General features: G+C 70.4%; 21 protein-coding genes. 12 read left to right on the top strand and 9 right to left on the bottom strand.

The features are described from left to right. The 3 genes from glgX to GWI24_RS16475 form a co-directional block, all read left to right on the top strand. Positions 1-2,066, top strand: a 2,066-nt coding sequence (gene glgX / locus GWI24_RS16485) for a glycogen debranching protein GlgX (RefSeq protein WP_210946712.1), incomplete at its 5' end; no start/stop codon positions are given. A 34-nt stretch (positions 2,067-2,100) separates the two neighbouring features. Further along, entirely contained in the window at positions 2,101-3,978 is a 1,878-nt protein-coding gene (locus GWI24_RS16480; RefSeq protein ID WP_210946711.1) for an ABC transporter ATP-binding protein, read from the top strand. Continuing rightward, entirely contained in the window at positions 3,975-5,846 is a 1,872-nt protein-coding gene (locus GWI24_RS16475) for an ABC transporter ATP-binding protein (protein ID WP_210946710.1), read from the top strand. Before GWI24_RS16480 ends, GWI24_RS16475 begins: the two co-directional genes overlap by 4 nt. Before the next feature lie 37 nt (positions 5,847-5,883). On the opposite strand, the gene GWI24_RS16470 is transcribed toward GWI24_RS16475, so the two are convergent. From GWI24_RS16470 to GWI24_RS16455, 4 genes are all read right to left on the bottom strand, one after another. Next, entirely contained in the window at positions 5,884-6,552 is a 669-nt protein-coding gene (locus GWI24_RS16470; RefSeq protein ID WP_210946709.1) for an aspartate/glutamate racemase family protein, read from the bottom strand. A gap of 291 nt (positions 6,553-6,843) precedes the next feature. Continuing rightward, a complete protein-coding gene (locus GWI24_RS16465; protein WP_247616457.1) occupies positions 6,844-7,620 on the bottom strand; it encodes an AroM family protein in 777 nt (258 codons plus the stop codon). Between the two features lie 8 nt (positions 7,621-7,628). Then, the gene (locus tag GWI24_RS16460; RefSeq protein ID WP_210946708.1) at positions 7,629-9,317 is read right to left on the bottom strand and encodes an OPT family oligopeptide transporter; all 1,689 of its coding nucleotides are present in this window, start codon (positions 9,315-9,317) and stop codon (positions 7,629-7,631) included. A gap of 54 nt (positions 9,318-9,371) precedes the next feature. Continuing rightward, complete coding sequence (locus GWI24_RS16455; RefSeq protein ID WP_210946707.1) at positions 9,372-10,334, bottom strand: DUF1177 domain-containing protein; 963 nt, start codon at positions 10,332-10,334, stop codon at positions 9,372-9,374. A 209-nt stretch (positions 10,335-10,543) separates the two neighbouring features. Here GWI24_RS16455 and GWI24_RS16450 point away from each other — a divergent pair, with 209 nt between their 5' ends. The 5 genes from GWI24_RS16450 (at position 10,544) to GWI24_RS16430 (ending at position 18,716) form a co-directional block, all read left to right on the top strand. After that, positions 10,544-11,356 carry an IclR family transcriptional regulator gene (locus tag GWI24_RS16450; RefSeq protein WP_210946706.1) on the top strand — a complete coding sequence of 271 codons (813 nt, stop codon included), beginning with the start codon at positions 10,544-10,546 and terminating at the stop codon, positions 11,354-11,356. Positions 11,357-11,493: 137 nt separating this feature from the next. After that, on the top strand, positions 11,494-12,225 hold the full coding sequence (gene pepE / locus GWI24_RS16445) for a dipeptidase PepE (RefSeq protein WP_210946705.1): 732 nt from the start codon (positions 11,494-11,496) through the stop codon (positions 12,223-12,225). Between the two features lie 479 nt (positions 12,226-12,704). Then, complete coding sequence (locus GWI24_RS16440) at positions 12,705-14,960, top strand: M4 family metallopeptidase (RefSeq protein ID WP_210946714.1); 2,256 nt, start codon at positions 12,705-12,707, stop codon at positions 14,958-14,960. Positions 14,961-15,244: 284 nt separating this feature from the next. Beyond that, the gene (locus GWI24_RS16435) at positions 15,245-16,900 is read left to right on the top strand and encodes a M4 family metallopeptidase (protein ID WP_374103306.1); all 1,656 of its coding nucleotides are present in this window, start codon (positions 15,245-15,247) and stop codon (positions 16,898-16,900) included. A gap of 145 nt (positions 16,901-17,045) precedes the next feature. Next, entirely contained in the window at positions 17,046-18,716 is a 1,671-nt protein-coding gene (locus tag GWI24_RS16430) for a M4 family metallopeptidase (protein ID WP_210946704.1), read from the top strand. Positions 18,717-18,782: 66 nt separating this feature from the next. Here the strand turns inward: GWI24_RS16430 and GWI24_RS16425 are convergent, their stop codons facing one another. The 3 genes from GWI24_RS16425 to GWI24_RS16415 all read right to left on the bottom strand — a co-directional run bounded on the left by GWI24_RS16425 (position 18,783) and on the right by GWI24_RS16415 (position 21,258). Next, a complete protein-coding gene (locus tag GWI24_RS16425; RefSeq protein WP_210946703.1) occupies positions 18,783-20,336 on the bottom strand; it encodes a phosphate ABC transporter substrate-binding protein in 1,554 nt (517 codons plus the stop codon). Between the two features lie 193 nt (positions 20,337-20,529). Continuing rightward, complete coding sequence (locus tag GWI24_RS16420) at positions 20,530-20,727, bottom strand: hypothetical protein (RefSeq protein WP_247616459.1); 198 nt, start codon at positions 20,725-20,727, stop codon at positions 20,530-20,532. A gap of 114 nt (positions 20,728-20,841) precedes the next feature. After that, entirely contained in the window at positions 20,842-21,258 is a 417-nt protein-coding gene (locus GWI24_RS16415) for a hypothetical protein (protein ID WP_210946701.1), read from the bottom strand. Positions 21,259-21,494: 236 nt separating this feature from the next. On the opposite strand from GWI24_RS16415, the gene GWI24_RS46850 reads away from it, so the two are divergent. Further along, entirely contained in the window at positions 21,495-21,617 is a 123-nt protein-coding gene (locus GWI24_RS46850; protein ID WP_374103307.1) for a hypothetical protein, read from the top strand. On the opposite strand, the gene GWI24_RS16405 is transcribed toward GWI24_RS46850, so the two are convergent. Then, positions 21,568-21,879, bottom strand: coding sequence for a hypothetical protein (locus GWI24_RS16405; RefSeq protein ID WP_210946699.1), 312 nt, complete (start codon positions 21,877-21,879; stop codon positions 21,568-21,570). The two genes, GWI24_RS46850 and GWI24_RS16405, sit on opposite strands and share 50 nt — an antisense overlap. 199 nt (positions 21,880-22,078) lie before the next feature. On the opposite strand from GWI24_RS16405, the gene GWI24_RS16400 reads away from it, so the two are divergent. The 3 genes from GWI24_RS16400 to GWI24_RS16390 are packed head-to-tail and all read left to right on the top strand — an operon-like array spanning position 22,079 to position 23,663. Next, complete coding sequence (locus GWI24_RS16400) at positions 22,079-22,282, top strand: hypothetical protein (RefSeq protein WP_210946698.1); 204 nt, start codon at positions 22,079-22,081, stop codon at positions 22,280-22,282. A 5-nt stretch (positions 22,283-22,287) separates the two neighbouring features. Continuing rightward, positions 22,288-22,824 carry a DUF6879 family protein gene (locus GWI24_RS16395; RefSeq protein WP_210946697.1) on the top strand — a complete coding sequence of 179 codons (537 nt, stop codon included), beginning with the start codon at positions 22,288-22,290 and terminating at the stop codon, positions 22,822-22,824. Continuing rightward, complete coding sequence (locus tag GWI24_RS16390) at positions 22,821-23,663, top strand: helix-turn-helix transcriptional regulator (protein ID WP_210946696.1); 843 nt, start codon at positions 22,821-22,823, stop codon at positions 23,661-23,663. Before GWI24_RS16395 ends, GWI24_RS16390 begins: the two co-directional genes overlap by 4 nt. 85 nt (positions 23,664-23,748) lie before the next feature. Here the strand turns inward: GWI24_RS16390 and GWI24_RS16385 are convergent, their stop codons facing one another. Continuing rightward, complete coding sequence (locus GWI24_RS16385; RefSeq protein ID WP_210946695.1) at positions 23,749-23,904, bottom strand: hypothetical protein; 156 nt, start codon at positions 23,902-23,904, stop codon at positions 23,749-23,751. Between the last annotated feature and the right edge of the window lie 290 nt (positions 23,905-24,194).

The raw sequence follows: 24,194 nt of genomic DNA, 5'->3' as shown, positions 1-24,194 counted from the left end.
TCGACGACGACGGCCACGAGCTCCGCTGCCCGCTCACCGAGCTCACCCATGAGGTCTGGCACGGCTTCGTCCCCGGAGTGCTGCCCGGCCGCCGCTACGGCTACCGCGTGCACGGCCGCTGGGACCCCTGGACCGGCGCCCGCTGGAATCCGGCGAAGCTGCTGCTGGATCCGTACGCCCGCGCCGTGGACGGGGACTTCGCGCTGCCCGCGGAGGTCTACGGACATGTGCGGGACTGGCCGCAGCAGCATGTGGCGGACACCGTACGGGACGATCGCGACTCCGCCCCGTACGTCCCCAAGGGCGTGGTCATCGGCGACGACACGGCGGACGGCGCGCCCGACGAGTGGACCGAGGACCGGCGGCCAAAGACGCCCTGGGCCGAATCGGTGATCTACGAACTCCATGTGCGCGGCTTCACCATGCGCCACCCCGGGGTGCCGCCCGAGCTGCGCGGCACCTACGCGGGGCTGGCACATCCAGCGGCGATCGAGCATCTGACCCGGCTCGGGGTCACGGCGGTGGAGTTGCTGCCGGTGCATCAGTTCGCCCACGAGGACCATCTGCTGCGCCGGGGCTTGCGCAACTACTGGGGCTACAACTCCATCGGCTACTTCGCGCCGCACGCCGGATACGCGGCCGGCGGCACCCGGGGCGGGCAGGTCGGGGAGTTCCGGCGGATGGTGCGGGCCCTGCACGCCGCCGGGATCGAGGTGATCCTCGACGTGGTCTACAACCACACCGCCGAGGCCAATGAGCTGGGCCCCACCCTCTCGCTGCGCGGTGTGGACAACCGCGGCTACTACCGGCTGCAGCAGGACCCCCGCCGCTACGCCGACTTCACCGGCTGCGGCAACACCCTCAACGTCCTCCAGCCCCAGGTGCTGCGTCTGATCACCGACTCGCTGCGCTACTGGGTCACCGAGATGGGCGTGGACGGCTTCCGCTTCGATCTGGCCAGCGCGCTCGCCCGCGCCGCGCACGGCGTGGACATGCTCTCCCCCTTCCTCGCCGTGATCGCGCAGGATCCCGTGCTGCGCCGGGTCAAGCTGATCGCGGAGCCGTGGGACGTGGGCTCCGGCGGATATCAGGTGGGCGCCTTCCCGCCGCTGTGGGCGGAGTGGAACGACCGCTACCGCGACGCGGTAAGGGACTTCTGGCGCGGGGCGCTGCCCGACGCCCGCGATCTGGGCTACCGGCTCTCCGGCTCCAGCGATCTGTACGAGCGCGGTGGCCGCCGCCCGTACGCCTCGGTCAACTTCATCACCGCGCACGACGGTCTCACCCTGCGCGACCTGGTCTCGTACGAGCGCAAGCACAACGAGGCCAACGGGGAGGGCAATCGCGACGGCTCCCCCGACAACCGCGCCTGGAACTGCGGCGCCGAGGGCGAGACGGACGACCCCGGCATACGCGCGCTGCGCCGCCGCCAGCTGCGCAATCTGCTGGCCACCCTGCTGCTGTCCACCGGGGTGCCGATGCTGGTCGCGGGCGATGAGCTGGGCCGCACCCAGGGCGGCAACAACAACGCGTACTGCCAGGACAACGAGACCGGCTGGCTGGACTGGTCGCTGCTGGAGGACCCGGGCTGGCGCGCCCTTACCGAGCTCACCGCCCGGCTGATACGGCTGCGCCGGGCCCATCCGGTGCTGCGCCGCCCGGCCTTCTTCTCCGGTGTGGCCCGCCCCCCGGAGGGGCTGCGCGACCTGGCGTGGTTCACCCCGCACGGCACCGAGATGACCGAATCCGACTGGTACGCGCCGACGACCGCCCTCGGGGCCTATCTGTCGGGCCGCGAACTGCCCCAGCGCGATCCGCACGGCGCCCCGGTCACCGACGACAGCTTCCTCGCGCTGCTGCACGCGGGCCCGCGGCCGGTCTCCTTCACCCTGCCCGGGCGGCCCTGGGCCCGGGGGTACGAGCTCCTGCTGGACACCGCCCGCGAGGAGCAGGACGCGCCCCCGGGCACACTTTTCGCGGCGGGCGCGCCCATCGAGCTTCCGGAACGCTCGGTCCTGCTGCTGCGCGCCCTTACCTCCGTGGACCTACGCCAAAAAACCGAGTGAGCACTGTCAGTGGCGGACCGTAGTCTCCCCACTGATGGCTGTGACGAGTGAACCCCGCGCCCAGGAAGGCGGTGCCGCCCCGCGGCACCGCTCCGCCACGCGTTCGCTCCTGCGGCTGTGGCCATATGTGCGCCCGGTGCGGGCGCGGCTGTTCGGCGCGGCCGGGGTGGCGGTCGTCGCCTCCTGTATGGGGCTGGTCATCCCGCTGGTCCTCAAGTGGATGGTGGACGGGCCGGTGGCCCACCGGGACCCGGGCGGGGTGTGGCTGGGCGGTGCGCTGCTGCTCGCCCTCGGCACGGCCGAGGCCGGGCTGTTCGGGCTGCGGCGCTGGCTGGTGGGGCGGCCGCTGGCGTCCGTCGAGGCCGCGATGCGCGCCGATCTCTACGGCCATCTGCAGCGGCTACCGGTCTCCTTCCACGACCGCTGGGCCTCCGGCCAGCTGCTGTCGCGGGCCACGACCGATCTGATGCTGCTGCGGATGTTCCTGGCCTTCCCGCTCACCTTCCTGGTGGTCAACGGGGTCACCATCCTGGCCGGGTTCGCCATTCTGCTGTCCCAGGAGTGGACGCTGGGCCTGGTCCTGGTGATCCCGGCGGTGCCCCTGGTGATCCTTTGCTCGCTGTTCGAGACGCGGTACTCGGCGGTGGCCCGCACCGTGCAGGACCAGACCGGCGATCTGACGACGGTCGTGGAGGAGGGCGTGCTGGGCGTCCGGATCGTCAAGGGCTTCGGCCGCCACCGCAGCCAGGCCCGCGCCTTCCGCACGCTGTCCGAGCAGGTCCGCTCCACCGAACTGCACAAGGCGCGGCTGCTGGCCACGCTCTGGGCGCTGATCATGACCCTGCCGGAGCTGGCGATCGGCGCGGCGCTGGTGCTGGGCACGGTGCGAGTGGCCGACGGGGATCTGTCGGCGGGCACGCTGGTCGCCTTCCTCTCCACCGCCCTGACGCTGCGCTGGCCGGTGGAGTCCCTGGGCTTCCTCCTCGCCATGAGCCAGGACGCGGCCACGGCCACCGACCGCTATTTCGACGTCATGGACGCGGAACCGGCCACGGCCACCGACCGCTATTTCGACGTCATGGACGCGGAACCGGCCACGGCCGCCGACCGGCTTCGGGCCGCGCCTTCGCGGGAGCGCGGCCAAGAGCGAGAGGGCGAGGGCGGGCTGCGGTTCGAGGGGGTGGAGTTCGCCTACGCGGACGCGCCGCCGGACGAGCCGCCCGTGCTGCGTGGGGTCGATCTCCATATCCGGCCCGGCGAGACCATGGCGCTGGTCGGGGCGACCGGCTCCGGGAAGACCACCCTTACCGCCCTCGTCCCCCGGCTCCACGAGGTCACGCGCGGCCGGATCACCCTCGACGGCCGGGACATCACCGCACTCACCCGGGACGAGCTGCGCGCCCTGGTCGCCGTCGCGTTCGAGGAGCCCACGCTGTTCTCCGCCACCGCCGGGGAGAACGTCCTCATGGGCGCCGCCGACGCGGGGCGGGAGGAGCTGCTGCGGGCCCTGAAGGTGGCGCAGGCCGACTTCGTGCACGCCCTGCCGGAGGGCACCGACACCGAGGTCGGCGAGCAGGGGCTGAGCCTGTCCGGCGGTCAGCGGCAGCGGCTCGCGCTGGCGCGGGCCGTCGTGGGCGGCCCCCGGTTCCTGGTGCTCGACGACCCGCTGTCCGCCCTCGATGTGCACACCGAAGCGCTGGTGGAGGCGGCGCTGCGGCGGGTGCTGGCGTCCACGACCGCGCTGGTCGTCGCCCACCGGCCGTCCACCGTGCTGCTCGCCGACCGGGTCGCGCTGCTGTCGGGGGGCCGGATCGCCGCCGTCGGCACCCATCACCGGCTGCTGCGGGAGAGCGCGGAGTACCGCTCGCTGATGTCCGGGCAGGAAGCCGAGGAGGGGGAGAGAAGCCCATGACCACGGTCGAGGAGGAGCGGGAGAGCACGGACGACTGGGACGACAAGGGCGCGGACGGGGGCCGGGCGGCATCGTCCGACGACTCGTTCGACCGCGATGTGCTGCCCGTCCCCAAGGGCGCGTCGCTGGCCCTGCTGCGCTCGCTGCTCTCCCCGCGCCGGCGGCGGGTGTGGCTGGCGACCGTTCTGCTGCTGCTCCAGCAGGCCGCCGTCCAGGCGGGTCCGCTGCTCGTGGCGTACGCCATCGACCGCGCCGTGCCCGCCTTCCGGGACGGCGGCCACGGCCCGCTGATCGCCGTCGGCGCGGGCTATCTGGGCTGTGCGCTCGCCTCCGGGGCACTGCAGTACGCGTTCATCCGCGCCTCCGCCCGGATCAGCCAGGACGTACTGCTGGATCTGCGCGGCCGGATCTTCCGTCATGCCCAGGCGCTGAGCGTGGACTTCCATGAGCGCTACACCTCCGGCCGGCTGATCTCCCGCGCCACGACGGACGTCGAGTCGCTGCGCGAGCTGCTCATCGAGGGCCTGGAGGAACTGCTCGGGGTCGCGCTCTCGGTGGTCTATATCTCCATCACGCTGCTGTATCTGGACTGGGGTCTCGGCGGGGCGGCCGTGCTCTCCTTCTGGCCGCTGTATCTGCTGATCCGCTCCTTCCAGCGCCGCTCCATGCGGGTGTACCGCAAGCGGTCGACGGCCATCGCGGCGGTGATCGTGACGTTCACCGAGACCATGAACGGCATCCGCCCCGTGCAGGCGTTCCGCCGCGAACGCGCCAACGACGCGCGCTTCGGCGAGCAGAACCACCGCCATGAGCGCGCCAACGGGGACGCGATCCTGGAGATGGCCCGCTATGTGGTCAGCTCCCGGCTGGTGGCCAACGCGGCGGTGGCCGCCATCGTGCTCTGGGGCGCCTACCGGGTGGCCTCCGGTTCGCTCGCGCTCGGGGTGCTCGCGGCGGCCGCGCTGTATCTGCGCAGGCTGTACGACCCGATCGACCGGCTGGGGATGTTCCTCAACTCCTACCAGTCGGCGGCCGCCTCACTGGAGAAGATCGCGGGCCTGCTGGCCCAGCGCCCCTCCGTGCCCGAGCCCGCCGACCCCACGCCGCTGCCGCCGCGCCCGACGAAGGCCCCCGGCCGGGAGGTGGTCTTCGACGGGGTGCGCTTCGCCTATCGCACCGGCGGCGAGGTGCTGCCCCGCTTCGACCTCACGCTGCCCGCCGGGCAGACGGTCGCGGTGGTGGGGGCCACCGGCGCGGGCAAGTCCACCCTGGCCAAGCTGCTGGCCCGCTTCTACGACCCCAGCGACGGCCGGGTGCTGCTCGACGGGGTGGATCTGCGCGACCTGGCCATGCCCGAACTGCGGCGCGGTGTGGTCATGGTGACGCAGGAGGCGTTCCTGTTCTCCGGCACGGTCGCCGACAACATCACCATCGGCCGCCCCGACGCCACCCGTGCCGAGATCGAGCAGGCGGCCAAGGCGATCGGCGCGCATGATTTCATCGCCGCGCTGCCGGACGGCTACGACACGGATGTGCGCAAGCGCGGCGGCCGGATCTCCGCCGGTCAGCGCCAACTGGTGGCGTTCGCCCGCGCGTTGCTCGCCGACCCGTCCGTCCTCATCCTCGACGAGGCCACCTCCTCCCTCGACATCCCGGGCGAGCGGGCGGTGCAGCGCGCCATGGACACGGTGCTGCGCGGCCGTACGGCGGTCGTCATCGCCCACCGGCTGTCGACGGTCGAGACGGCCGACCGGGTGCTGGTCATGGCCGACGGCCGGATCGTCGAGGACGGCCCGCCGGACCGGCTGATCGCGGGCGAGGGCCGGTTCGCGGCACTGCACCAGGCGTGGCGGGACAGCTTGGTGTGAGGCGCCGGGTGCGGCCCGGCGATCCTTTGCCGGCCGCTCAGGCCCCGTACGCGTACGAGGCCATCAGCCCGGCGGCGAGCACCGGGTCCACGACCGGGACGCCCAGCCGCCGCTCCAGCAGGGGCCGGATGCCGATGGTGTTCAGGCCCGTACAGGCGAGGAGCAGCGTGTCCGCGCCCGAGGCGACGAGCCCGGCCGCGGCCTCCAGCACCGCCGCGGGCCCCTCCGGGGCGAGCAGGTCGGTGGTGCGGTGGACGCCGTGGGGGCGGGCGGAGGCGGTGAAGCGGTCGCCGAGCAGGGCGCGTACGGCGGGCGGTGCCTCGTCCCGGATACCCAGCACCCCGACCCGGCGGCCGAGGCCCAGGGCCACGGCGGCGGCCGCCGACCCCGCGCCGATGACGGGGACGCCGACGGCCCGACGCGTCTCCTGGAGCGCCGGATCGGCGGCACAGCTGATGATCAGCGCCTGCGCCCCGGCATCGGCCAACTCCCGGGCGAGGGCGACGATCTTGGGTTCGGCGCGGGCCTCGGACTCGTCGTCATGGATGCCGTACGGCTGGTCGGGGATGCACCGCGAGACGGTCGGCAGACCGTAGCGCTCCTCGATGGCCGTGCCATGGGTGGCGACGGCGGCGGGGTCCTCGCTGGTGAGGACCCGGATCACCCCGATGGGCCGGGCCGGGGCTTCGGACGGGGGCACGGACATGGTGGACCTCCGGTGGGTGAGGCACATCGGCTCGGACGAAGGGTTCGGACGGAGGGCGCGCGGAGGCGCCGCGCACCGGTCACGCCGAGGGCGCGAGTGGAGTACGCGGAGGCGCCGCGCGCCCGTCACGCCGAGGGCACGAGTGGAGAACGCGGCAGACGCCGCGCGCCCGTCACCCCGAAGGCACGCGTGGACAACGCGACAGACGCCACACACCCATCACCCCGAAGGCACGCGTGGACAACGCGACAGACGCCGCGCGCGGGGAATGCGGCAGACGCCACGCATCCCTCACGCCGAGGCCGCCACCACCTCCGCCGCCATCCGGACGGCGATGGCGCGGGCCAGCAGGACGGGGCGGTCCGCGGCCCGCAGGGCGGCGGTGCGCATCCGCTCGGTGTAGCCGATGCAGTCCAGGACGAGCCAGGAGCTGCCGCGCTCGGCGAGGCCGCGCGCGGCGGCGGCCACGTCCTCCAGGACGCGCTCGGCGGGGCCGTACGGATCGGCGGCCGCGGCCTCCACCCGGCCGGGCAGCAGCTCCGCCCAGCGCCGGGAGACATCCTCCGCCTGGTCCGGATGCGGGCAGACGATGCCCACGGGGTCGGTGCCCACGGCCGCCGCCACGGCCTGCTGCACCAGCGGTTCGGCGAACAGCAGCGGCCGCCGGGCCCGTACCGCCGGGAAGCGGCCGGTGCACAGCAGCAGCGTCGCGGCGGCGCCGTCCCGCTCCGCGCGGGCGACCGCGTCCGCGATGCGCGGGACGATCGCCCCGTGCCCGAGCAGCACCGAACGGCCGTCGCGCAGCCGGGAGACCAGCGGAGCCTCGCCGTGCTCTGGGGCCAGCGATTGGCGGGTCGCGGCCTCGGCGTCGCCGTCGAACCGGTCGGCGTCGAGCGCGCCGTGCTCGACCAGGCGCACCCCGGGCAGCAGCGGTTCGGCGTCCGGGCGGAGGTCGGCGCGCGGGGCCTGGCCGATGGTGACGAGGCCGAGGGCCGGGCCGCCCGCCGGGTGGTCGCGGTCCACGGTCTCCGTGGTGTCCACAGCCTCCGTGGTGTCCACAGCGTGCATGTCCTTCCTCACAGGGCCTTGGTGAGCTGGCCGACGTCGTTGAGGGAGCTTCCGGCGACGAGTCCCGCGCCCACCAGCGACAGGTCGTTCTCGGCCTGCTCGTCGGACTCCTTGCGCGCCCTCGCGTCGGCGATCCCACGCCGCCGCCACATGGTGTAGAGCTGACGGACCACCAGGGCGCCCAGGACCATCCATCCGGCCTGGGGCGTGGCCACCAGAAGGCCGGTGGCCAGCAGGACGCCCATCTGCCGGGAGGGCCCGCCGATGAGCTGGACCAGCGCGCCGGGGATCGCCCACAGCAGCATGGTGGTCATGGTGCCGGGCTCGAGGCCGGTCTTGATGGTCGTGACGTAGACCTCGGCGACCGGCGGCACCTTGCCGTCGGAGAAGAAGGCCTTCCAGGCGACGGCGACGACCACCAGCGCCACACCGAAGCCGACGAGTTGGGCGAGGTACTGCTGACGCCGCCCCTCGATCTCGAAGGGCCGCCAGGGCGCGGCGTCCCGGCGCAGCAGCCAGCCCGCCTTGAAGTCGTAGCCGAGGTCGGCGAAGGCGGGGCCGGTGGAGGCCGTGTAGCCGACCAGCAGGGCGAGCGGGACGGTCGGGATGTGCAGCACCAGACCGATGATCAGGAAGATCAGGGTGACGGCGAAGGCCGGGAACCAGCCGGAGTGCATCGCCGCCAGCCCCACGATCAGCTGGTGGACGAGGGCGGCGACACCGGCCAGCAGCACCCAGCCGACCAGGGCGGGCAGGGAGAGCCCGCCGACCACCCCGCCCGCGATCGCGACCACGACCGCGCCGCAGAGGAAGAGGCCCATGCCCTCCAGCAGTCCCCGCCGCAGCTGGGGGGCCTGGACCGTACGGCCGCCGTCGGCGCCGTCGGCGTCCGGGCCGCCGTCGGCGCTCTCCGCCTGGTCAGCCCCATCGCCCCCGCCCTTCCGCGTCCGCATCAGCAGCAGCGCCTGGGTCAGGGCGACCAGCCCGGCGCCGATCATCAGCCCGTGCGGCACATAGTTCCCGCCCAGGTCGAAGCCGTAGTCGGGGGCGTACTGCCCCACGGTCAGCCCGATGCCGAACATGGCGAGCGCCCAGATGTTGCCCAGGAAGCCCACACCCGCGGCGCTGGTCGGCAGCTTGAACAGCGCGCCGACGAAGCCGACCACGGCGCCCGCGCCCAGGATCGCGGCCTTGCGCCCGCCGGTGTCCCCGGCCTTGATCGTCTCGGCCGCCGCGATACCGGCCGGCCAGGAGCCGGTGGCGGGCAGCAGCTTGGAGTCGAACACCCGGTACAGCACCCAGCTGTCGACCGCCAGGCCGATGACGGCCCCGCCGAGCATGGGCCACACCAGGTCGTTACGTCCGAGGGCGAAGGGCACCGCGATCGGGGTGAGCAGGGAGTTGGCCGCGGCGAAGGTGGAGCCGGAGATCGCCGACTGCACCAGGTTCTGCCGGTGCTTTGAGCGCATCCGGGTCAGTACGCCCACCGGGATGCGCCCGACGAGCATCGCCACCAGGGCGCCGATCACCGCCGTATTGGGCGACACCCCGAGCGTGGTGATCAGCACGATGCCGATCAGCGCGCCGAGGACCGACAGCACGATGGTCAGGACGAGGGTGACCGGTTCGAAGGCTCTGGGGTGCGACCGCGGTGGGGCGTCCGCGGCCGCGGCGGTGGCCTGGGGGTTCGGGTTCATGGGGACTCCTGCGGGTCCGGGGCGGGGACGGGTCGGTCACCCCGGACGGGTCGGTCACCCCGGCGGGGTGAGGGCCTGGAGGTGGGTCATGGGTCCGTACAGCTCGACCAGGCGCGCGAACTCCTCGGCGTCCAGGAAGCGGGCGACGCCGCGGCCGAACTCCTTGGCGGTCTCGACGGCGAACCGGGCCGCGACGGCGATGTCGGTCTCGTGGCTGGCGCCGGTGGCGCATCCGGCCACCGCCGTGTGCGCCGTGATCGCGAGGCCGACGACGGGGGCGGTGGTGGCCACGGCGGGCTGGAGGATGGAGTTGAGGTGGTGCACTCCGTTGCCGTACGGGGTGATGTCCTGGGTGGTGATCGGCAGGATGCGCGCCGACTCGCCGGTCACGCTCTCCAGGACGGACACCAGATCCTCGCTGACCCGCAGGATCCAGCCCTGGCAGACCGTGGGCGACAGGGCGACGCCGCGGTGGTTGAGCAGCCGGTTGCCCTTGGTGGTGTCGATGGAGACGACCGCGTCCATCGCGGGCGAGATCTCCTCGCGGTTGCACACCAGGGTGTCCACCGGGGAGTCCATGAAGGGCACGGGGTCGTGCGGCTGGGTGGGGGCCCAGCCGGAGACATGGGTGGAGAGCGTGACATCGCCGTCCAGGACGTCGCCCCGGGCGTGCATGTCCAGCAGCTTGGCCGCGGCGGACAGCGCCGCGACCGCCCCGTCGGCGTCCGAGACCAGCCCGATCCGCTCCGGGCGGGCGCCGACTCCGCCGAGCCGGCCGAGGATGCCCAGGGTCGGGGCGGTGCCGCCGGCCAGCTTGCCGCGGCGGCCGGGGATGGTGACGGAGACGAAGTCCGTGCTGCCCTTGTCGCCCTCGACGGTGCGTACCTCGATCGCGGGCGCCGTCTGGGGGTCGGCTCCGGCTGCGGCCTGGACCGCGCGCAGATGGTCGGCGAGGAGGGCGCCGCTGGTCTGCGGACGGTCGAGGAGTTCGATGATGTCAAGGACGTGTTTGAGCACGGCTGGCCTCTCACGGCGGGTGAAGCGGTCGGGGTGAAGCGGTCCGTCGAGGTGATGCGGTCGGTGACGGCGATGGCCCGACCGGACATGAGCGGGGAAGCGGTGCGCGGGGCGGGCACTGCCACCGGGCACCGGCGTGGCCAGGGTCCGCCCGCTGTCGCGCAGTGCGCAATGTTTTCTCTATATCCGAGAATGTTTACCCTTTCGTCATGGCCGAACAGACGCCCGTAACCGGCGCCCCACCCCTCCAGACCGCCGACCGCGTGCTGAATGTGCTGCTGTCCTTCGACCGGGAGCGCCCGGAGTGGGGCGTCACCGAGATCGCCGAGGAGTTCGGGCTGGACAAGTCGGTGGCCCAGCGGCTGCTGGCCGCGCTGGCCTACCGGGGCTTCCTGGTCTCCGACAAGCGCTCACGCCGCTACCGGCTGGGCCCGGCCGTGTGGCATCTGTCCTGGGTGTGGGAGCGGGGCGGCGGCATGGCCAGCCTGGCCCGGCCCACCCTGGAGTCGCTGGCCGGGGCGGTCGGGGTGAACGCGCTGTTCGCGGTCCCGGACGGGGTGCATATGCGCTGCGTCGCGGCGGTCGACGGGGCCACCGGACCGCTGCGCTACTACGTGCTGGCGGGCGAGCTGTACCCGGCCCACGCCGGGGCCACCTCCCGCGCCTACTTCGGTATGCTCCCGCCCGGTGACCGGGCCGTGCTGCTGTACGGCCGCCCGATGGCGCGCTTCGGCGAGCACACCCTGACCGACCCGGTGCGGCTCGAGGAGCGCTTCTCCGAGGTGCGGCGCGAGGGCTACGCCTACTCCGAGGGCGAGTACGATCCGGACACCGCGGCGCTCGCGGCGCCGGTTCTGGTGGGCAGACGTCCGGTGGGCACCCTGACCCTGGCCGCCACCCCCGAGGTGCTGCGCCCGCGCCGGGAGCAGCTGGTGGCACCGCTGCTGCAGGGCGCCGCCGATCTCGGCCGGGCGCTGACGCCCGCCCGGCCACGGCGCGCCCCGCACCGCGAGCGGCGCTGAACGGCGCGGTGTCGGCGCTGAGCCGCCCGGTGTCGGCGCTGAACCGCCCGGTGTCGGCGCTGAACCGCCCGGTGTCGGCGCTGAGCCGCCCGGCGTCCCGCCACCTCCCTTGTGACCCGTCTCGGAAAGGCCCCCTCATGCAGTTGCTGCTGCTGTCGAACTCCGCCGCGCCCGGCCGTGGCTATCTGGAACACGCGCGGGAGGAGATCGCCTCGGCGCTGAACGGCGCGCGCCGGCTCGTCTTCGTGCCGTACGCGCTGGCCGACCACGACGGCTACACCGCCCAGGTGGCCACGGCCCTGGAGCCGCTGGGCGTGGAGGTCACCGGTGCGCACACCGCCGACGACCCGGCCGGGCTGGTACGCGGGGCGCAGGCGGTGTTCGTCGGCGGCGGCAACAGCTTCCGGCTGCTCAAGGCGTTGCACGAGCGCGATCTGGTCCGGGCGATCCGGGAGCGGGTGGCCGCGGGCGCGCTCTACATGGGCTCCAGCGCGGGCACCAACATGGCCTGCCCGACCCTGCGCACCACCAACGACATGCCCATCGTCCAGCCGCCCAGCTTCGAGGCGCTGGGCCTGCTGCCGTTCCAGATCAACCCGCACTACCTCGACGCCAAGCCGGACACCGCCCATATGGGCGAGACCCGGGCCCAGCGGCTCGAGCAGTTCCTTGAGGAGAACGACGTCCCCGTGCTCGGCCTGCGCGAGGGCACCTGGCTCCGCCGGGACGCGGACCGGCTGACCCTGGGCGGCATCGACGCCGGGGCGATCCTCTTCCGCCGCGGCGAAGACCCGGCGGAGCTGCGCCCCGGCGCCGATCTGAGCGCCCTGCTGCGCGAGGAGCCGCGCTTCGACTCCGCCGCGCGCTGACGGCGGGGATCGGGTTCACCGGGTTCTGGGGGACATGACCGGGGGCGGGACATGGCAGGCGATGCCGGGAAACGCCACCAACATCGCCCCTTACCGAAATTGACCGTAAATCACCGTCATATGAACACGGCACACCTGTCAACGGACGCTTTCCGGACAAGTTTTTGTCGCGATCCTGACAGGTCGAGTCCATTGGTGGCACTCTTCCCTCGGCCGAGGCGCAGCGCTTCCCCCAGCCCGTAGCCGCGCCCGAAGCCACAGCCACCCAAACCCTCCACACCAGCACGCGTTCTGCCCTGCCCTGCCCGGACGGCGACCCAGCCGCCCGGTCGTCCCGGCCGTGCCACCGCGCGGCCAGCGCAGAAGGAGTCAGCGTGAGATCCCTCCCCCAACGGCACCTCAGACCCAGTAGCCGCGGATCCGGTCGCACCCCGGGCAACCGGGCCATCGCGACCGGTGCGCTGGTCGTCGCGGCGGCGATGATCGGCGTCGGCTTCCAGAGCGGCACCGCCGCCGCCCGCCCGGACGACTCCGCGAACGCCGCGAACTCCGCGAACGTGGCCGACCGCCCCGCCGCCCGCACGATCTCCGGCACCCCCGACCGCGGCGCACTCCCCGTCAAGCTGTCCCCCGCCCAGCGCGCCGAGCTGATCCGCGAGGCCGATGCCGCCAAGGGCGAGGCCGCCCAGGACCTCAAGCTCGGGGCCAAGGAGAAGCTGGTCGTCAAGGACGTCATCAAGGACGCCGACGGCACGACGCACACCCGCTACGAGCGCACCTACGCCGGACTCCCCGTCCTCGGCGGCGACTTGGTCGTCGACCGGGCGAAGAGCGGCGCGCCGCTGACCGTCGCCAAGGCCACCAAGGCCCGGCTGACCGTCCCGACCACCAGCGCCGCCGTCGCGCCCGCCACCGCCGAGAAGGCCGCCGTGAAGGCGGCGAACGCGCAGGGTTCACGGAAGACCGCGGCCGACCGGGCACCCCGCAAGGTGATCTGGGCCGCGAAGGGCACCCCGGCCCTCGCGTACGAGACGGTCGTCGGCGGCCTCCAGGAGGACGGCACCCCGAACGAGTTGCACGTCATCACCGACGCGGCCACCGGCAAGAAGCTGTTCGAGTTCCAGGGCGTCAAGAAGGGCACCGGGAACAGCCAGTACAGCGGCCAGGTGACCCTCGGCACCTCGGGCAGCGCGGGCTCGTACAACCTCACCGACTCAGGGCGCGGCAACCACAAGACGTACAACCTCAACCGCTCCACCTCGGGCACCGGCACGCTCTTCACCGACACCGACGACGTCTGGGGCAGCGGCACCACCTCCGACGCCGCGACCGCCGGGGTGGACGCGCACTACGGCGCCGCCGAGACCTGGGACTACTACAAGAACGTCCACGGCCGCACCGGCATCCGGGGCGACGGCGTCGGCGCGTACTCCCGGGTCCACTACAGCAGCGGTTACGTGAACGCCTTCTGGCAGGACGCCTGCTTCTGCATGACCTACGGCGATGGCTCGGGCAACGCCAAGCCGCTGACCTCCATCGATGTCGCCGCCCACGAGATGAGCCACGGTGTCACCGCGGCCACCGCCAACCTCACCTACAGCGGTGAGTCCGGCGGGCTCAACGAGGGCACCTCCGATATCTTCGCCGCCGCCGTCGAGTTCTACGCCAACAACGCGAGCGACCCCGGCGACTACCTCGTCGGCGAGAAGATCGACATCAACGGCAACGGCACCCCGCTGCGCTACATGGACAAGCCCAGCAAGGACGGGGCCTCCAAGGACAGCTGGTACTCCGGTGTCGGCAATGTGGACGTCCACTACTCGTCCGGCATCGCCAACCACTTCTTCTACCTGCTCTCCGAGGGCAGCGGCGCCAAGGTCATCAACGGCGTGAGCTACAACAGCCCGACGTACGACAACCTCCCGGTCACCGGCATCGGGCGGGACAACGCGGAGAAGATCTGGTTCAAGGCGCTGAGCCAGCGGATGACCTCCAACACCAACTACGCGGGTGCCCGCGACGCCACGCTGTGGGCGGCGGGCGAGCTGTTCGGCCAGGGCAGCGCGCAGTACAACGCGGTGGCGAACGCCTGGGCCGGGGTCAACGTCGGCACCCGGATCGCGGACGGCGTCACCGTCACCCCGCCCGGCGACCAGACCAGCATCGTCGACCAGGCCACCAGCCTCCAGATCACCGCGACCAGCTCCAACCCGGGCGCGCTGAGCTACGCGGCCACCGGGCTCCCCGCGGGCCTGGCCATCGACTCCTCCAGCGGTCTGATCTCCGGCACCCCGACCGCGGTCGGGTCGAGCGCGGTGACCGTCACGGTGACCGACTCGGCCGGCAAGACCGGTACGGCGTCCTTCGCCTGGACGGTCAACACGAGCGGCGGCAATGTCTTCGAGAACACCGCGGACATCGCCATCCCGGACGCGGGTGAGCCGATCACCTCGCCGATCTCGGTGAGCCGGGCGGGCAACGCGCCCAGCAACCTCCAGGTGGGCGTGGACATCGTGCACACCTACCGCGGCGACCTGGTGATCGACCTGGTGGCCCCGGACGGTACGGCCTACCGGCTGAAGGATGCCAGCCTCTTCGACTCGGCGGACGATGTGCGGACCACGTACACCGTGGACGCGTCCTCCGAGACCGCGGTCGGCACCTGGAAGCTGCGGGTCCAGGACATGTACGCCCAGGACACCGGCTACATCAACAGCTGGAAGCTGACCTTCTGACGGAGCCGTGAGGCTCACTCAGGACAGGCGCCGCCAGGGGTCGACCCGACTCCCCCTGGCGGCGCCTCTTTTGATCCCTGACTCTTACGTCCGCTTGTCCGGAATCCGAAGGTTGATCAGCATTCAACGAACATTTTCCCTACGACCTGTCGTGAAACCCGTGACATGTCCCGGACTTGTGTGACAGTCTGCCCAACGCATTACGCATCAGTACCTCTTGTTCAGCACCGGGCCGCACTTCCCCGCAGCCCGGCGCTGACCCCCCACAGCAACGAGGAGATCGCGTGCGCAAGACCTTCAGCATGCCCATATCCGGTGCCGGCAAGCGGCGTTCGGCCATCGCGGCCGGTACCGCGGTCGCCGCGGCGGCCCTGCTCGCCTCCGGACTGAGCGCCGGAACCGCAGGGGCCGCCCCGGCCGACGCCAAGTCCGGCGCCCAGCCCGCGGCGCTCACCGCCTCGGCCCGTGCCGAGCTGCTCCGCGAGGCCAACGCGACCAAGGCGGACACCGCCTCGTCGCTCGGCCTCGGCGCCAAGGAGAAGCTGGTCGTCAAGGACGTCATCAAGGACGCCGACGGCACCACCCACACCCGCTACGACCGCACCTACGACGGCCTGCCCGTCCTCGGTGGCGACCTGATCGTCCACCGCGCCAAGGGCGGTGACGTCCGAAGCGTCACCAAGGCCACCAAGGCCACCGTCAAGGTCGCCTCCACCACGGCCGGGATCGCCCCGAGCGCCGCGGCGAAGTCGGCCGTCAAGCTGGCCAAGGCCGACGACACCGCCAAGGCGGCGGCCGACCAGGCCCCGCGCAAGGTGATCTGGGCGGCCACCGGCAAGCCCGTGCTCGCCTTCGAGACCGTCGTCGGCGGGGTGCAGAAGGACGGCACCCCGAACCAGCTCCACGTCATCACCGACGCCGCCACCGGCAAGAAGCTCTACGAGTACCAGGGCATCGAGAACGGCAAGGGCGCCAGCGAGTACAGCGGCTCGGTCGAGCTCGGCACCAGCAAGGAAGGCAGCGGTTACACCCTGACCGACGCCGACCGCGGCGGCCACAAGACCACCAACCTGGAGAACAAGGAGGACGGCGAGGGCAAGGCGTTCACCGACGACGACGACAACTGGGGCACCGGCAAGCCGGACGACCCCCAGACCGCCGCCGTCGACGCCCACTACGGCGCCGCCGTCACTTGGGACTACTACAAGAACGTGCACGGTCGCGACGGCATCGCGGGGGACGGCAAGGGCGCCTACTCCCGCGTGCACTACGGCGACAGCTACGTCAACGCCTTCTGGGACGACAGCTGCTTCTGCATGACCTACGGCGACGGCCAGGACAACAAGGCCCCGCTGACCGCGATCGATGTGGCGGCCCACGAGATGAGCCACGGCGTCACCTCCAAGACCGCGAACCTGGAGTACAGCGGCGAGTCGGGCGGCCTCAACGAGGCCACCTCCGACATCTTCGGCACCGCCGTGGAGTTCAACGCCAAGAACTCCACCGACGTCGGTGACTACCTCATCGGCGAGAAGATCGACATCAACGGCGACGGCAGCCCGCTGCGCTACATGGACAAGCCCAGCAAGGACGGCCAGTCCGCGGATGCCTGGTCCGACGGTGTCGGCGACCTGGATGTGCACTACTCCTCCGGTGTCGCCAACCACTTCTTCTACCTGCTGTCCGAGGGCAGCGGCGCGAAGGAGATCAACGGTGTGAAGTACGACAGCCCCACCTCCGACGGCTCCAAGGTCGAGGGCATAGGGCGGGACAAGGCCGAGAAGATCTGGTACAAGGCCCTGACCACGTACATGACCTCCAACACCGACTACCACGCCGCCCGTGAGGCCACGCAGAAGGCCGCCACGGACCTCTTCGGCGCCGACAGCGCCGAGGCCAAGGGCGTGGACGCCGCCTGGGCCGGGGTCAACGTCAAGTAAAACCACCTGAGTTACCGCACGACACTCCGCCGGTGCCCGGGGCCTGAGGTCCTGGGCACCGGTATGTTTTATCCACGGCAAAGCGACATCTTTGTCGCGTTGGGCGGAAGCTTCGCCCAACTCCCCATGACAACTGGAGATACGCGTGGATTCACGTTCGACGTCAGCCATATCCGGCATATCCCGTCTAAGACGCTCGCGTACCGCCCTCGCCGCCGGAGCGGCGACCCTGGCCGCCTCCCTGCTCGCCGCCGGCGCCACCGCCGGATCCGCGAACGCGGCCACCTCCTCGGCCACCCGCTCGGGCGCCGCCACCGTCTCGCTCTCCCCCTCGATCCGCGCCGAGCTGCTGCGGGAGGCGGGCTCCACCGCCGTCTCCACCGCGAAGTCGCTGGGGCTCGGCGCCAAGGAGAAGCTGGTCGTCAGGGACGTCATCAAGGACGCCGACGGCACCACCCACACCCGCTACGAGCGCACCTACGCCGGACTGCCGGTCCTCGGCGGCGATCTGATCGTCCATGAGTCCGCGAGCGGCGCCTCCCAGGGTGTCGACAAGGCGACCAACGCCGACATCAAGGTCGACGACACCAGCGCCGCCATCGCCCCCTCCGGCGCCGAGCGGTCCGCGCTGAGCGCCGCGCAGGCCGCGGGCGACAAGAAGGCCGACGCCGAGAACGCGCGCAAGGTGATCTGGGCCGCCACCGGCAAGCCCGCGCTCGCGTACGAGACGGTCGTCAGCGGGGTACAGAAGGACGGTACGCCCAGCAAGCTGCACGTCATCACCGACGCCGACTCCGGCAAGAAGCTCTACGAGTTCCAGGCCGTCGAGAACGGCACCGGCACCGGCCAGCACAACGGCAAGGTCACCGTCGGCTCGGTCAAGAGCGGCAGCCAGTGGCTGCTGAAGGACACCGCGCGCGGCGGCCACAAGACGTACAACCTCAAGCACTCGTGGGACGACACCCAGAAGGGCTCGGCGTTCTACGACGCCGACAACGTCTGGGGCAACGGCAAGCCCACCATCGCCCAGACCGCCGCCGTGGACGCCCACTACGGCGCCGCGATGACCTGGGACTACTACAAGAAGGTCCTCGGCCGGAACGGCATCAAGGGCAACGGCAAGGCCGCGTACTCCCGCGTCCACTTCGGCGACGCATACGAGAACGCCTTCTGGGACGACGACTGCTTCTGCATGACCTACGGCGACGGCGCGGGCAACAAGAAGCCCCTCACCTCTCTCGACGTCGCCGGCCACGAGATGAGCCACGGGCTCACCTCGGCCACCGCCAACCTCGAGTACAGCGGCGAGTCCGGCGGGCTCAACGAGGCCACCTCCGACATCTTCGGCACCGCCGTGGAGTGGTACGCCAAGAACGCCAAGGACCCCGGTGACTACCTCATCGGCGAGAAGATCGACATCAATGGCGACGGCACTCCGCTGCGCTACATGGACAAGCCCAGCAAGGACGGTCTGTCCTACGACTACTGGAAGAGCGGTGTGGGCAACGACGACCCGCACTTCACCTCCGGTATCGCCAACCACTTCTTCTATCTGCTGTCCGAGGGCAGCGGCCGCAAGGTCATCGGCGGGGTGACCTACAACAGCCCGACCAAGGACGGCCGCACCGTCAAGGGCATCGGCCGCGCCAAGGCCGAGAAGATCTGGTACAAGGCCCTGACCACGTACATGACCTCGACCACCAACTACGCCAAGGCCCGCACCGCGACCCTCAAGGCCGCGAAGGCGCTGTACGGCGCGAGCAGCGCCGAGTACAAGGCGGTCGACAACGCCTGGGGCGGCGTGAACGTGAAGTGACCCTCGCCGGTCGGCCGGGCTTCGGTAACCGCCCGGCCGACCGGTCGCACCTCCCTCTATCGCCGTCTACCGTCCGCCGGTCGCCAGCTGGCACGCCCGCTGGTTCTCCGCGGCGGCGCAGGGCAGATGGCCGTGGGTCTCGATGAGGTTCCGCCCGGTGTCCCCGGCCAGATAGTCGAGGAACTTCGAGGTCAGGGAGTTCGGGGGCGGCGCGGTGTAGGTGTACGCGTACTCCGGCTCCCAGAAGGAGTAGGTCCGCTCGCGCACCGCGTCGATGGAGGGCTTGCGGTGATCGAGGGCCACCAGATGGAGACCCCCCTTCCTGGCACTCTCCTCGGCGGAATGCAATTCGGCGTAGCCGATCGCGCCGGGGGTGTTCGCCACCGTCTTCAACACCTCGCCGGTGCTGTCGAGTTCACAGCGGACGACGGTGTCTCCGGTGAATTTCGGGGTCCGGCAGTTGTCGGACGTCCGCGAGATCTCATTACGCCCCAGCACCCGGCTCTCGAACACCCCGCGGGTCCCGGATTTCGCGTCCCGGCTCACCAGCCGCACCGGCAGATCGGGCCCGCCGGGCAGCTGGTTCCAATTGGTGATCCGGCCCGAATAGAGTCTGCGGAGATCGTCGAGCGAGAGATCGGATATCCGTACGTCCTTGTTCACCACCACGCTGAACACGGACAGCGCCACCAGATGCTCCTTGAGCTTGGGGTCCCCATCCCCCTCCGGGCCGTCGGAGAAGGCGAGATACGACGGGAATCCGCCCTTCGCCGCCTCGCCGACGTCGATCAGCGTCTTCGTACCGCGCCCACTGCCCTGCGCCTCGACGGTGACATGGGCATCCCGGCAGTCGCCCTGATACGCCTCGCCCGCGTCCTGCGCCACCGGCTTGAACGCGGTCGAGCCGACGATCGTCAGATTCCCCTCGGCGCAGCCGCGCGGCAGCGGATCGTCCCGCCACAGCTGCATACCGAACGACTGGAGCATCAGCATGGCCAACAGACTGCCAATCAGCCCGAGCATGCGATTGCTGGGCCGCCGGAATTTCTCATTGTTGCGGATCCTGCCCTCTTTGATCCGCCCGCCCACATGCGGCGGCTTGTCGGTTCCGGCCCCCGTCAGCAGCACCAGCAGCTTGAAGTGATCCCCCTTGTTCAGCGGCACCCGGGGCAGCGAGATCTCATTGCCCGCACAGACCAGCCCGGGATTCTCCGGAGTCCCGCGCTGCGGCAGATGCCGCAGCAGATCCGGATGACTGGGCTCGGTGACCGCCACATCCCGCACGGTGCGGTTGGGAAAGGTCGCGGTGAGCCCGCGGTGATTCGTCGCGGGCGCCGTGATGTAGTCATCGGCGTCAATGCTCCGAAACCCGTCATTCTCGATCCGCAACAGGACGAGCGAGGCCCCGGCCAGATCCGGGGTATTCTCCAGCATCCGCAACCGCTGATGAATCGGCCCGTCCTGGGTGCTGTCGTCTATCAACGTGTCCATCTGCACGCGATAACCGATACGCTTCCGCCCGGGAATCAGCCGCTCATACGACAGCCCTCCGACCGTCACCACGACGCCGAACAGCGCCAGCAGATTCTCGGGCGCCATCAACTGCTCCAGCCACTTCATGGTTGCCCCCCGTGCATGCAATGGCTTCAGGGGGGCGAATGTACGCTCCAAGAACGCACATGTGGCCGATGTGGCCCACCTCTCATCCAATGTTCGTCCCGCGTTCAACCACCACGGACGCGGAGGGACGAGCACCACGACGGCGCCGCGCGGCTAACCCATCTGCCGCACGGCGCCGCCGCCTCATGCAGGGTCAGTCAGGCAAGGGCAGGCGGATGACGGGGTCGAAGGGACGCTTCTGGAAACCGGTCCGCAGATTGCGACAGTCGGGCGCCTTGCACATGAAGAACTCCTCGACCGTCTTCCGCCCCGTCCGGTTCTTGAGCCAAGCCTTCTCGCTGGCAGTGAGCCGACGGTGTATCTCATCTGTTCCACAGGTGTAGCAGTACATCTTCTGGTCGCGCACGACACCTCCTGAAACGGGCGGACAGCCAACCCGCGAGCCTACGAGGCCCGTTGAGGCACGGACAGTACACAACCGGACAACTCAGACGATGACCCGGAGTCAGGCGGGAGCATCGGCAGGACAGGCAATCTCCGGGCGCATGCGGTGCGGACTGCACGCGACCAGACACACGGACAGGAATCTCCGCCCCGTGAGATACCAGCCGCCGACCACATCCTCACCACTCGCCACCCTTTCGGCCGCGCGGCCGACCGCGACGACGAGCCGGACACTGTCACGGTCGTGCTCGGACGCGAACGATGCGGCGTGGGACCGCGTTTGCCGACCGAACCATTCGGCCGCCTGATCCGCATCGCTCCAGGTCCCCTGGACGAAGGAGGCCGGTTTAAGCAGCCAGTGGGCACATTCCAGGGGAACGACCTTGCTGGATCTGAACTCCGGGTGCAGGGGGCGCCGGGGTCCGTCTTTGAGTAACTCGTGTGCGGACCCGAGCCAGGTGTAGCCGTGATGGTGCATGCGCTCGCTCTCTCGGTGAGGGCGGCCCCCACGCGCGGTGGGAGCCGCCCATCTAGATCACGTACTTACTGCCGGCCGCAGCCGTCACCGTCGCCACATCCACCCTGCTGATCGCCCTCGGTCGGCCCGTCGTCCTCTGGGTCCTGTCGGACGACGGCCTTGAATCCGCGTAAGCGCATCGAGATGATTCCCTTCGGTGCTGTCGACGCGGGGACTCTCCTCGCGCCGTCGTGCACATGCACCCGTTCCGCGCTGGGCTCGACCTGCCAGGGCTCCGGTCCAGCCGGGACGGGGGTCTTAAGAGACGGCTCACCGAGTGGTGGCCTTCTTGGTCTGCTCCTCCAGAGCGGCGCGCATGAGGATTTCCGCGAGCCGGTTCGCGCTGTCGAGCGGGATACGGCCGAGGGCGACCATGGGGTAGCCCGAGACCGTCACCTCCCCCCGCAGGACCGGCCAGAACAGGCCGTCGTCCTTTTCGCCGTGGGGCGCGGCTACGTCCGGGGTGAAGCCGAGACGACCCAGTGCCTGTCGGAGTAGTTCAGCGATCGTTCTCGCGTCTTCTCCGGCCGCTCGGTGACGCTCGGAACGCATGGCGTCGATTGCCTCATCGGTGATTCTCATGGCTGCCAACTTCTCCGTGCGAGTGGTGACGGAGACACTACGGAGCGCACTCATAGCTACCCAACGGGATTGTTCGAAGGAGCGCAGAGCAACACGCGCGGGTGAATGAGCCCCGCAATCCCGCGCAATCGCTCAACTCCGCGACGTTATTCCGGACATCCTGATGACCTAAGCGACTTCTCACAGGAGGGGGAACGTCATGACGTTAAGGTTCCTCGGCACGACGTCCGAGAACGGCAACTGTCCAACGCTGTACGAGATCGAAGAAACCGGCGATCTTGTCATCCAGGGCGACCTGCTCACCGACCCCAAGCACCTTGCCCAGCTCCGAGACGTCAAGGAGTCCGAGGCATTCGTCGTCGTCCCACGTGAGCTGCTTACTCGCTACGCCCCCAAGGAGTAGAAGGCGTGCCCGACCTCATTCCCTTCGAAGACGTCTCATACCTCTTCGAGGACTTCGAGCACACCGCGTGGCGGCTGGAGACACAGCGGGGCTACGCGTCCGACCTCACCAGCCCCAACTGGCCACGCTTCCAGCGGGGGGAGACCTTCGGCTACAACCCGGACAGCCCCTGGCATCTCAACGTCCGCGAACAGACCATGCTGGGCAAGCGCTTCGAGCGAGTGCGCCTGGTGGATCAGCCTCCCACAGAGGGGCAACGGTTCCTGCTCGCCTCCGGGCTGGGCAACGTCGAGGCCGGAGAAGACATCCGGAACCTCTACCGGTCGGATGCGGAGCGTATCGGCCTGCCGGACTATGACTTCTGGCTGTTCGATTCCCGCACCGTCGTCAAGTTCGTCATCGACGGGGAGGGAACGACCCTGGGCGTGCACGTCCTGGAGGACGCCGAATCAGTGGTTCGCGCGTGCCAGGTCCGTGACGCGGCATGGCACCACGCCGTGCCCACGAGGGAGTTCGAGGCACAGGTACCGTCGTCCGTGTGAGCACTGACTTTCAGGCCGGCCGTATCGCCCTCGGTGCGCGGCTGCGTGAGCTGCGCACCGAGGCCGGCCTCAATGGCAAGGAGCTGGCGGCCCGACTCGGCTGGCAACGTTCGAAGGTCTCAAGGCTCGAGAACGGCAAACAGACCGCTACCGTCATAGACCTTGAGGCATGGGCCGATGCGGTCGGTGCTCGGTCTCAAGCCGAGGACCTGAAGGCACGCCTCCGCGGCCTCGAATCGCAGCAGCGATCGTGGCGGCGCCAGCTCGCTTCGGGCCATCGCGGCGTACAAGAGAAATACGTCGTTGAGTACCGCCAGACTTCGACCGTTCAGGGCTATGAGGCCACCGTTATCCCGGGCTTGTTCCAGATTCCGGAGTACGCACGATGCCTGTTGCTGCAGAACGCCGAGCTGATGCGGACGCCGCGGGACACCGATGAAGCGGTACGAGCGCGGGTCAAGCGTCAGGAGGTTCTCCATGAGTCGGGCAAGCGCTTTGACATCCTCATCTGGGAGGGCGTATTGCACGCCGTGATCTGCCCCCACGACGTGATGGCGGCACAGCTTGACCGACTCGTCGGCCTCATCGGGATGAGCAGCGTCTCATTCGGCGTCATCCCCCTCGGTGCACCTCTCAAGCTCACGCCCAAGCACGGTTTCTGGATCTTCGACGACGAGCGCGTGATCGTCGAGACGATCAACACTGAGCTGCATCTTGAATCGGCAGACGATGTCGCCCTGTACAAGCGCGTCTGGGAGCGGCTGAGTGAGACCGCCGCCTACGGAGCCCAAGCGCACCGGCTCATCTCGCGCGCGAGGACTTGTCTGAGTCGCTCGTAGATCACCGTCCGGGCTCGCCAATGTGATCGAACTGGCCCGCCTTGGCGGCGTCCGGGGCCGCCTCGCTCGACTCGGCCCGGGCCGCCTAACCATCGTCGCCTCCACGCCACGTGGCGCGGACCCTGCGCCATGCCTCGATGACGGCCGGGAGCTTGGACAGGAGCTCCGCTGACAGGGTCAGTATCAGTCCGGCGAGGCCGAAGGCCGCGAGGACGAGCAGGGTGACGGTGTCCCAGTCCACCAGTTCTCAACCCTTCGATCGGGGTGGTCGAACCGATGGCCCGGCAGGCTCAGCCCGACCACCTCGTACGGTGGTCAGCTGAGGTCCTGCCGACGTCCAAGATCTCAATACGAACAGCCGGAGAGCGCCGCTCTCCGGGACCGTCGCGATTCCGGCCGCCACGCAGGCGGCGGCCGGCTATTTTCGTGCACCCCGAGACGTCGGACATGGGGCGGCACTTTCCCCCGTGCCGGACGGTCCGTCATCAGTTTAGCCGCCGGACGCTCAGCGCATCAGGACTCCCGCCGCTT

It is taken from the genome of Streptomyces sp. MK37H, assembly GCF_018035285.1.
GTDB lineage: Bacteria > Actinomycetota > Actinomycetes > Streptomycetales > Streptomycetaceae > Streptomyces > Streptomyces endocoffeicus.
This window is presented reverse-complemented; position numbering and strand designations above follow the sequence as displayed.

Coding starts and splice junctions, on each gene's coding strand:
- GWI24_RS16480 (WP_210946711.1), top strand. CDS start 2,101: ATGGCTGTGACGAGTGAACCCCGCGCCCAGGAAGGCGGTGCCGCCCCG.
- GWI24_RS16475 (WP_210946710.1), top strand. CDS start 3,975: ATGACCACGGTCGAGGAGGAGCGGGAGAGCACGGACGACTGGGACGAC.
- GWI24_RS16470 (WP_210946709.1), bottom strand. CDS start 6,552: ATGTCCGTGCCCCCGTCCGAAGCCCCGGCCCGGCCCATCGGGGTGATC.
- GWI24_RS16465 (WP_247616457.1), bottom strand. CDS start 7,620: ATGCACGCTGTGGACACCACGGAGGCTGTGGACACCACGGAGACCGTG.
- GWI24_RS16460 (WP_210946708.1), bottom strand. CDS start 9,317: ATGAACCCGAACCCCCAGGCCACCGCCGCGGCCGCGGACGCCCCACCG.
- GWI24_RS16450 (WP_210946706.1), top strand. CDS start 10,544: ATGGCCGAACAGACGCCCGTAACCGGCGCCCCACCCCTCCAGACCGCC.
- pepE (WP_210946705.1), top strand. CDS start 11,494: ATGCAGTTGCTGCTGCTGTCGAACTCCGCCGCGCCCGGCCGTGGCTAT.
- GWI24_RS16440 (WP_210946714.1), top strand. CDS start 12,705: ATGATCGGCGTCGGCTTCCAGAGCGGCACCGCCGCCGCCCGCCCGGAC.
- GWI24_RS16425 (WP_210946703.1), bottom strand. CDS start 20,336: ATGAAGTGGCTGGAGCAGTTGATGGCGCCCGAGAATCTGCTGGCGCTG.
- GWI24_RS16420 (WP_247616459.1), bottom strand. CDS start 20,727: ATGTACTGCTACACCTGTGGAACAGATGAGATACACCGTCGGCTCACT.
- GWI24_RS16415 (WP_210946701.1), bottom strand. CDS start 21,258: ATGCACCATCACGGCTACACCTGGCTCGGGTCCGCACACGAGTTACTC.
- GWI24_RS46850 (WP_374103307.1), top strand. CDS start 21,495: ATGCACCCGTTCCGCGCTGGGCTCGACCTGCCAGGGCTCCGGTCCAGC.
- GWI24_RS16405 (WP_210946699.1), bottom strand. CDS start 21,879: ATGAGAATCACCGATGAGGCAATCGACGCCATGCGTTCCGAGCGTCAC.
- GWI24_RS16400 (WP_210946698.1), top strand. CDS start 22,079: ATGACGTTAAGGTTCCTCGGCACGACGTCCGAGAACGGCAACTGTCCA.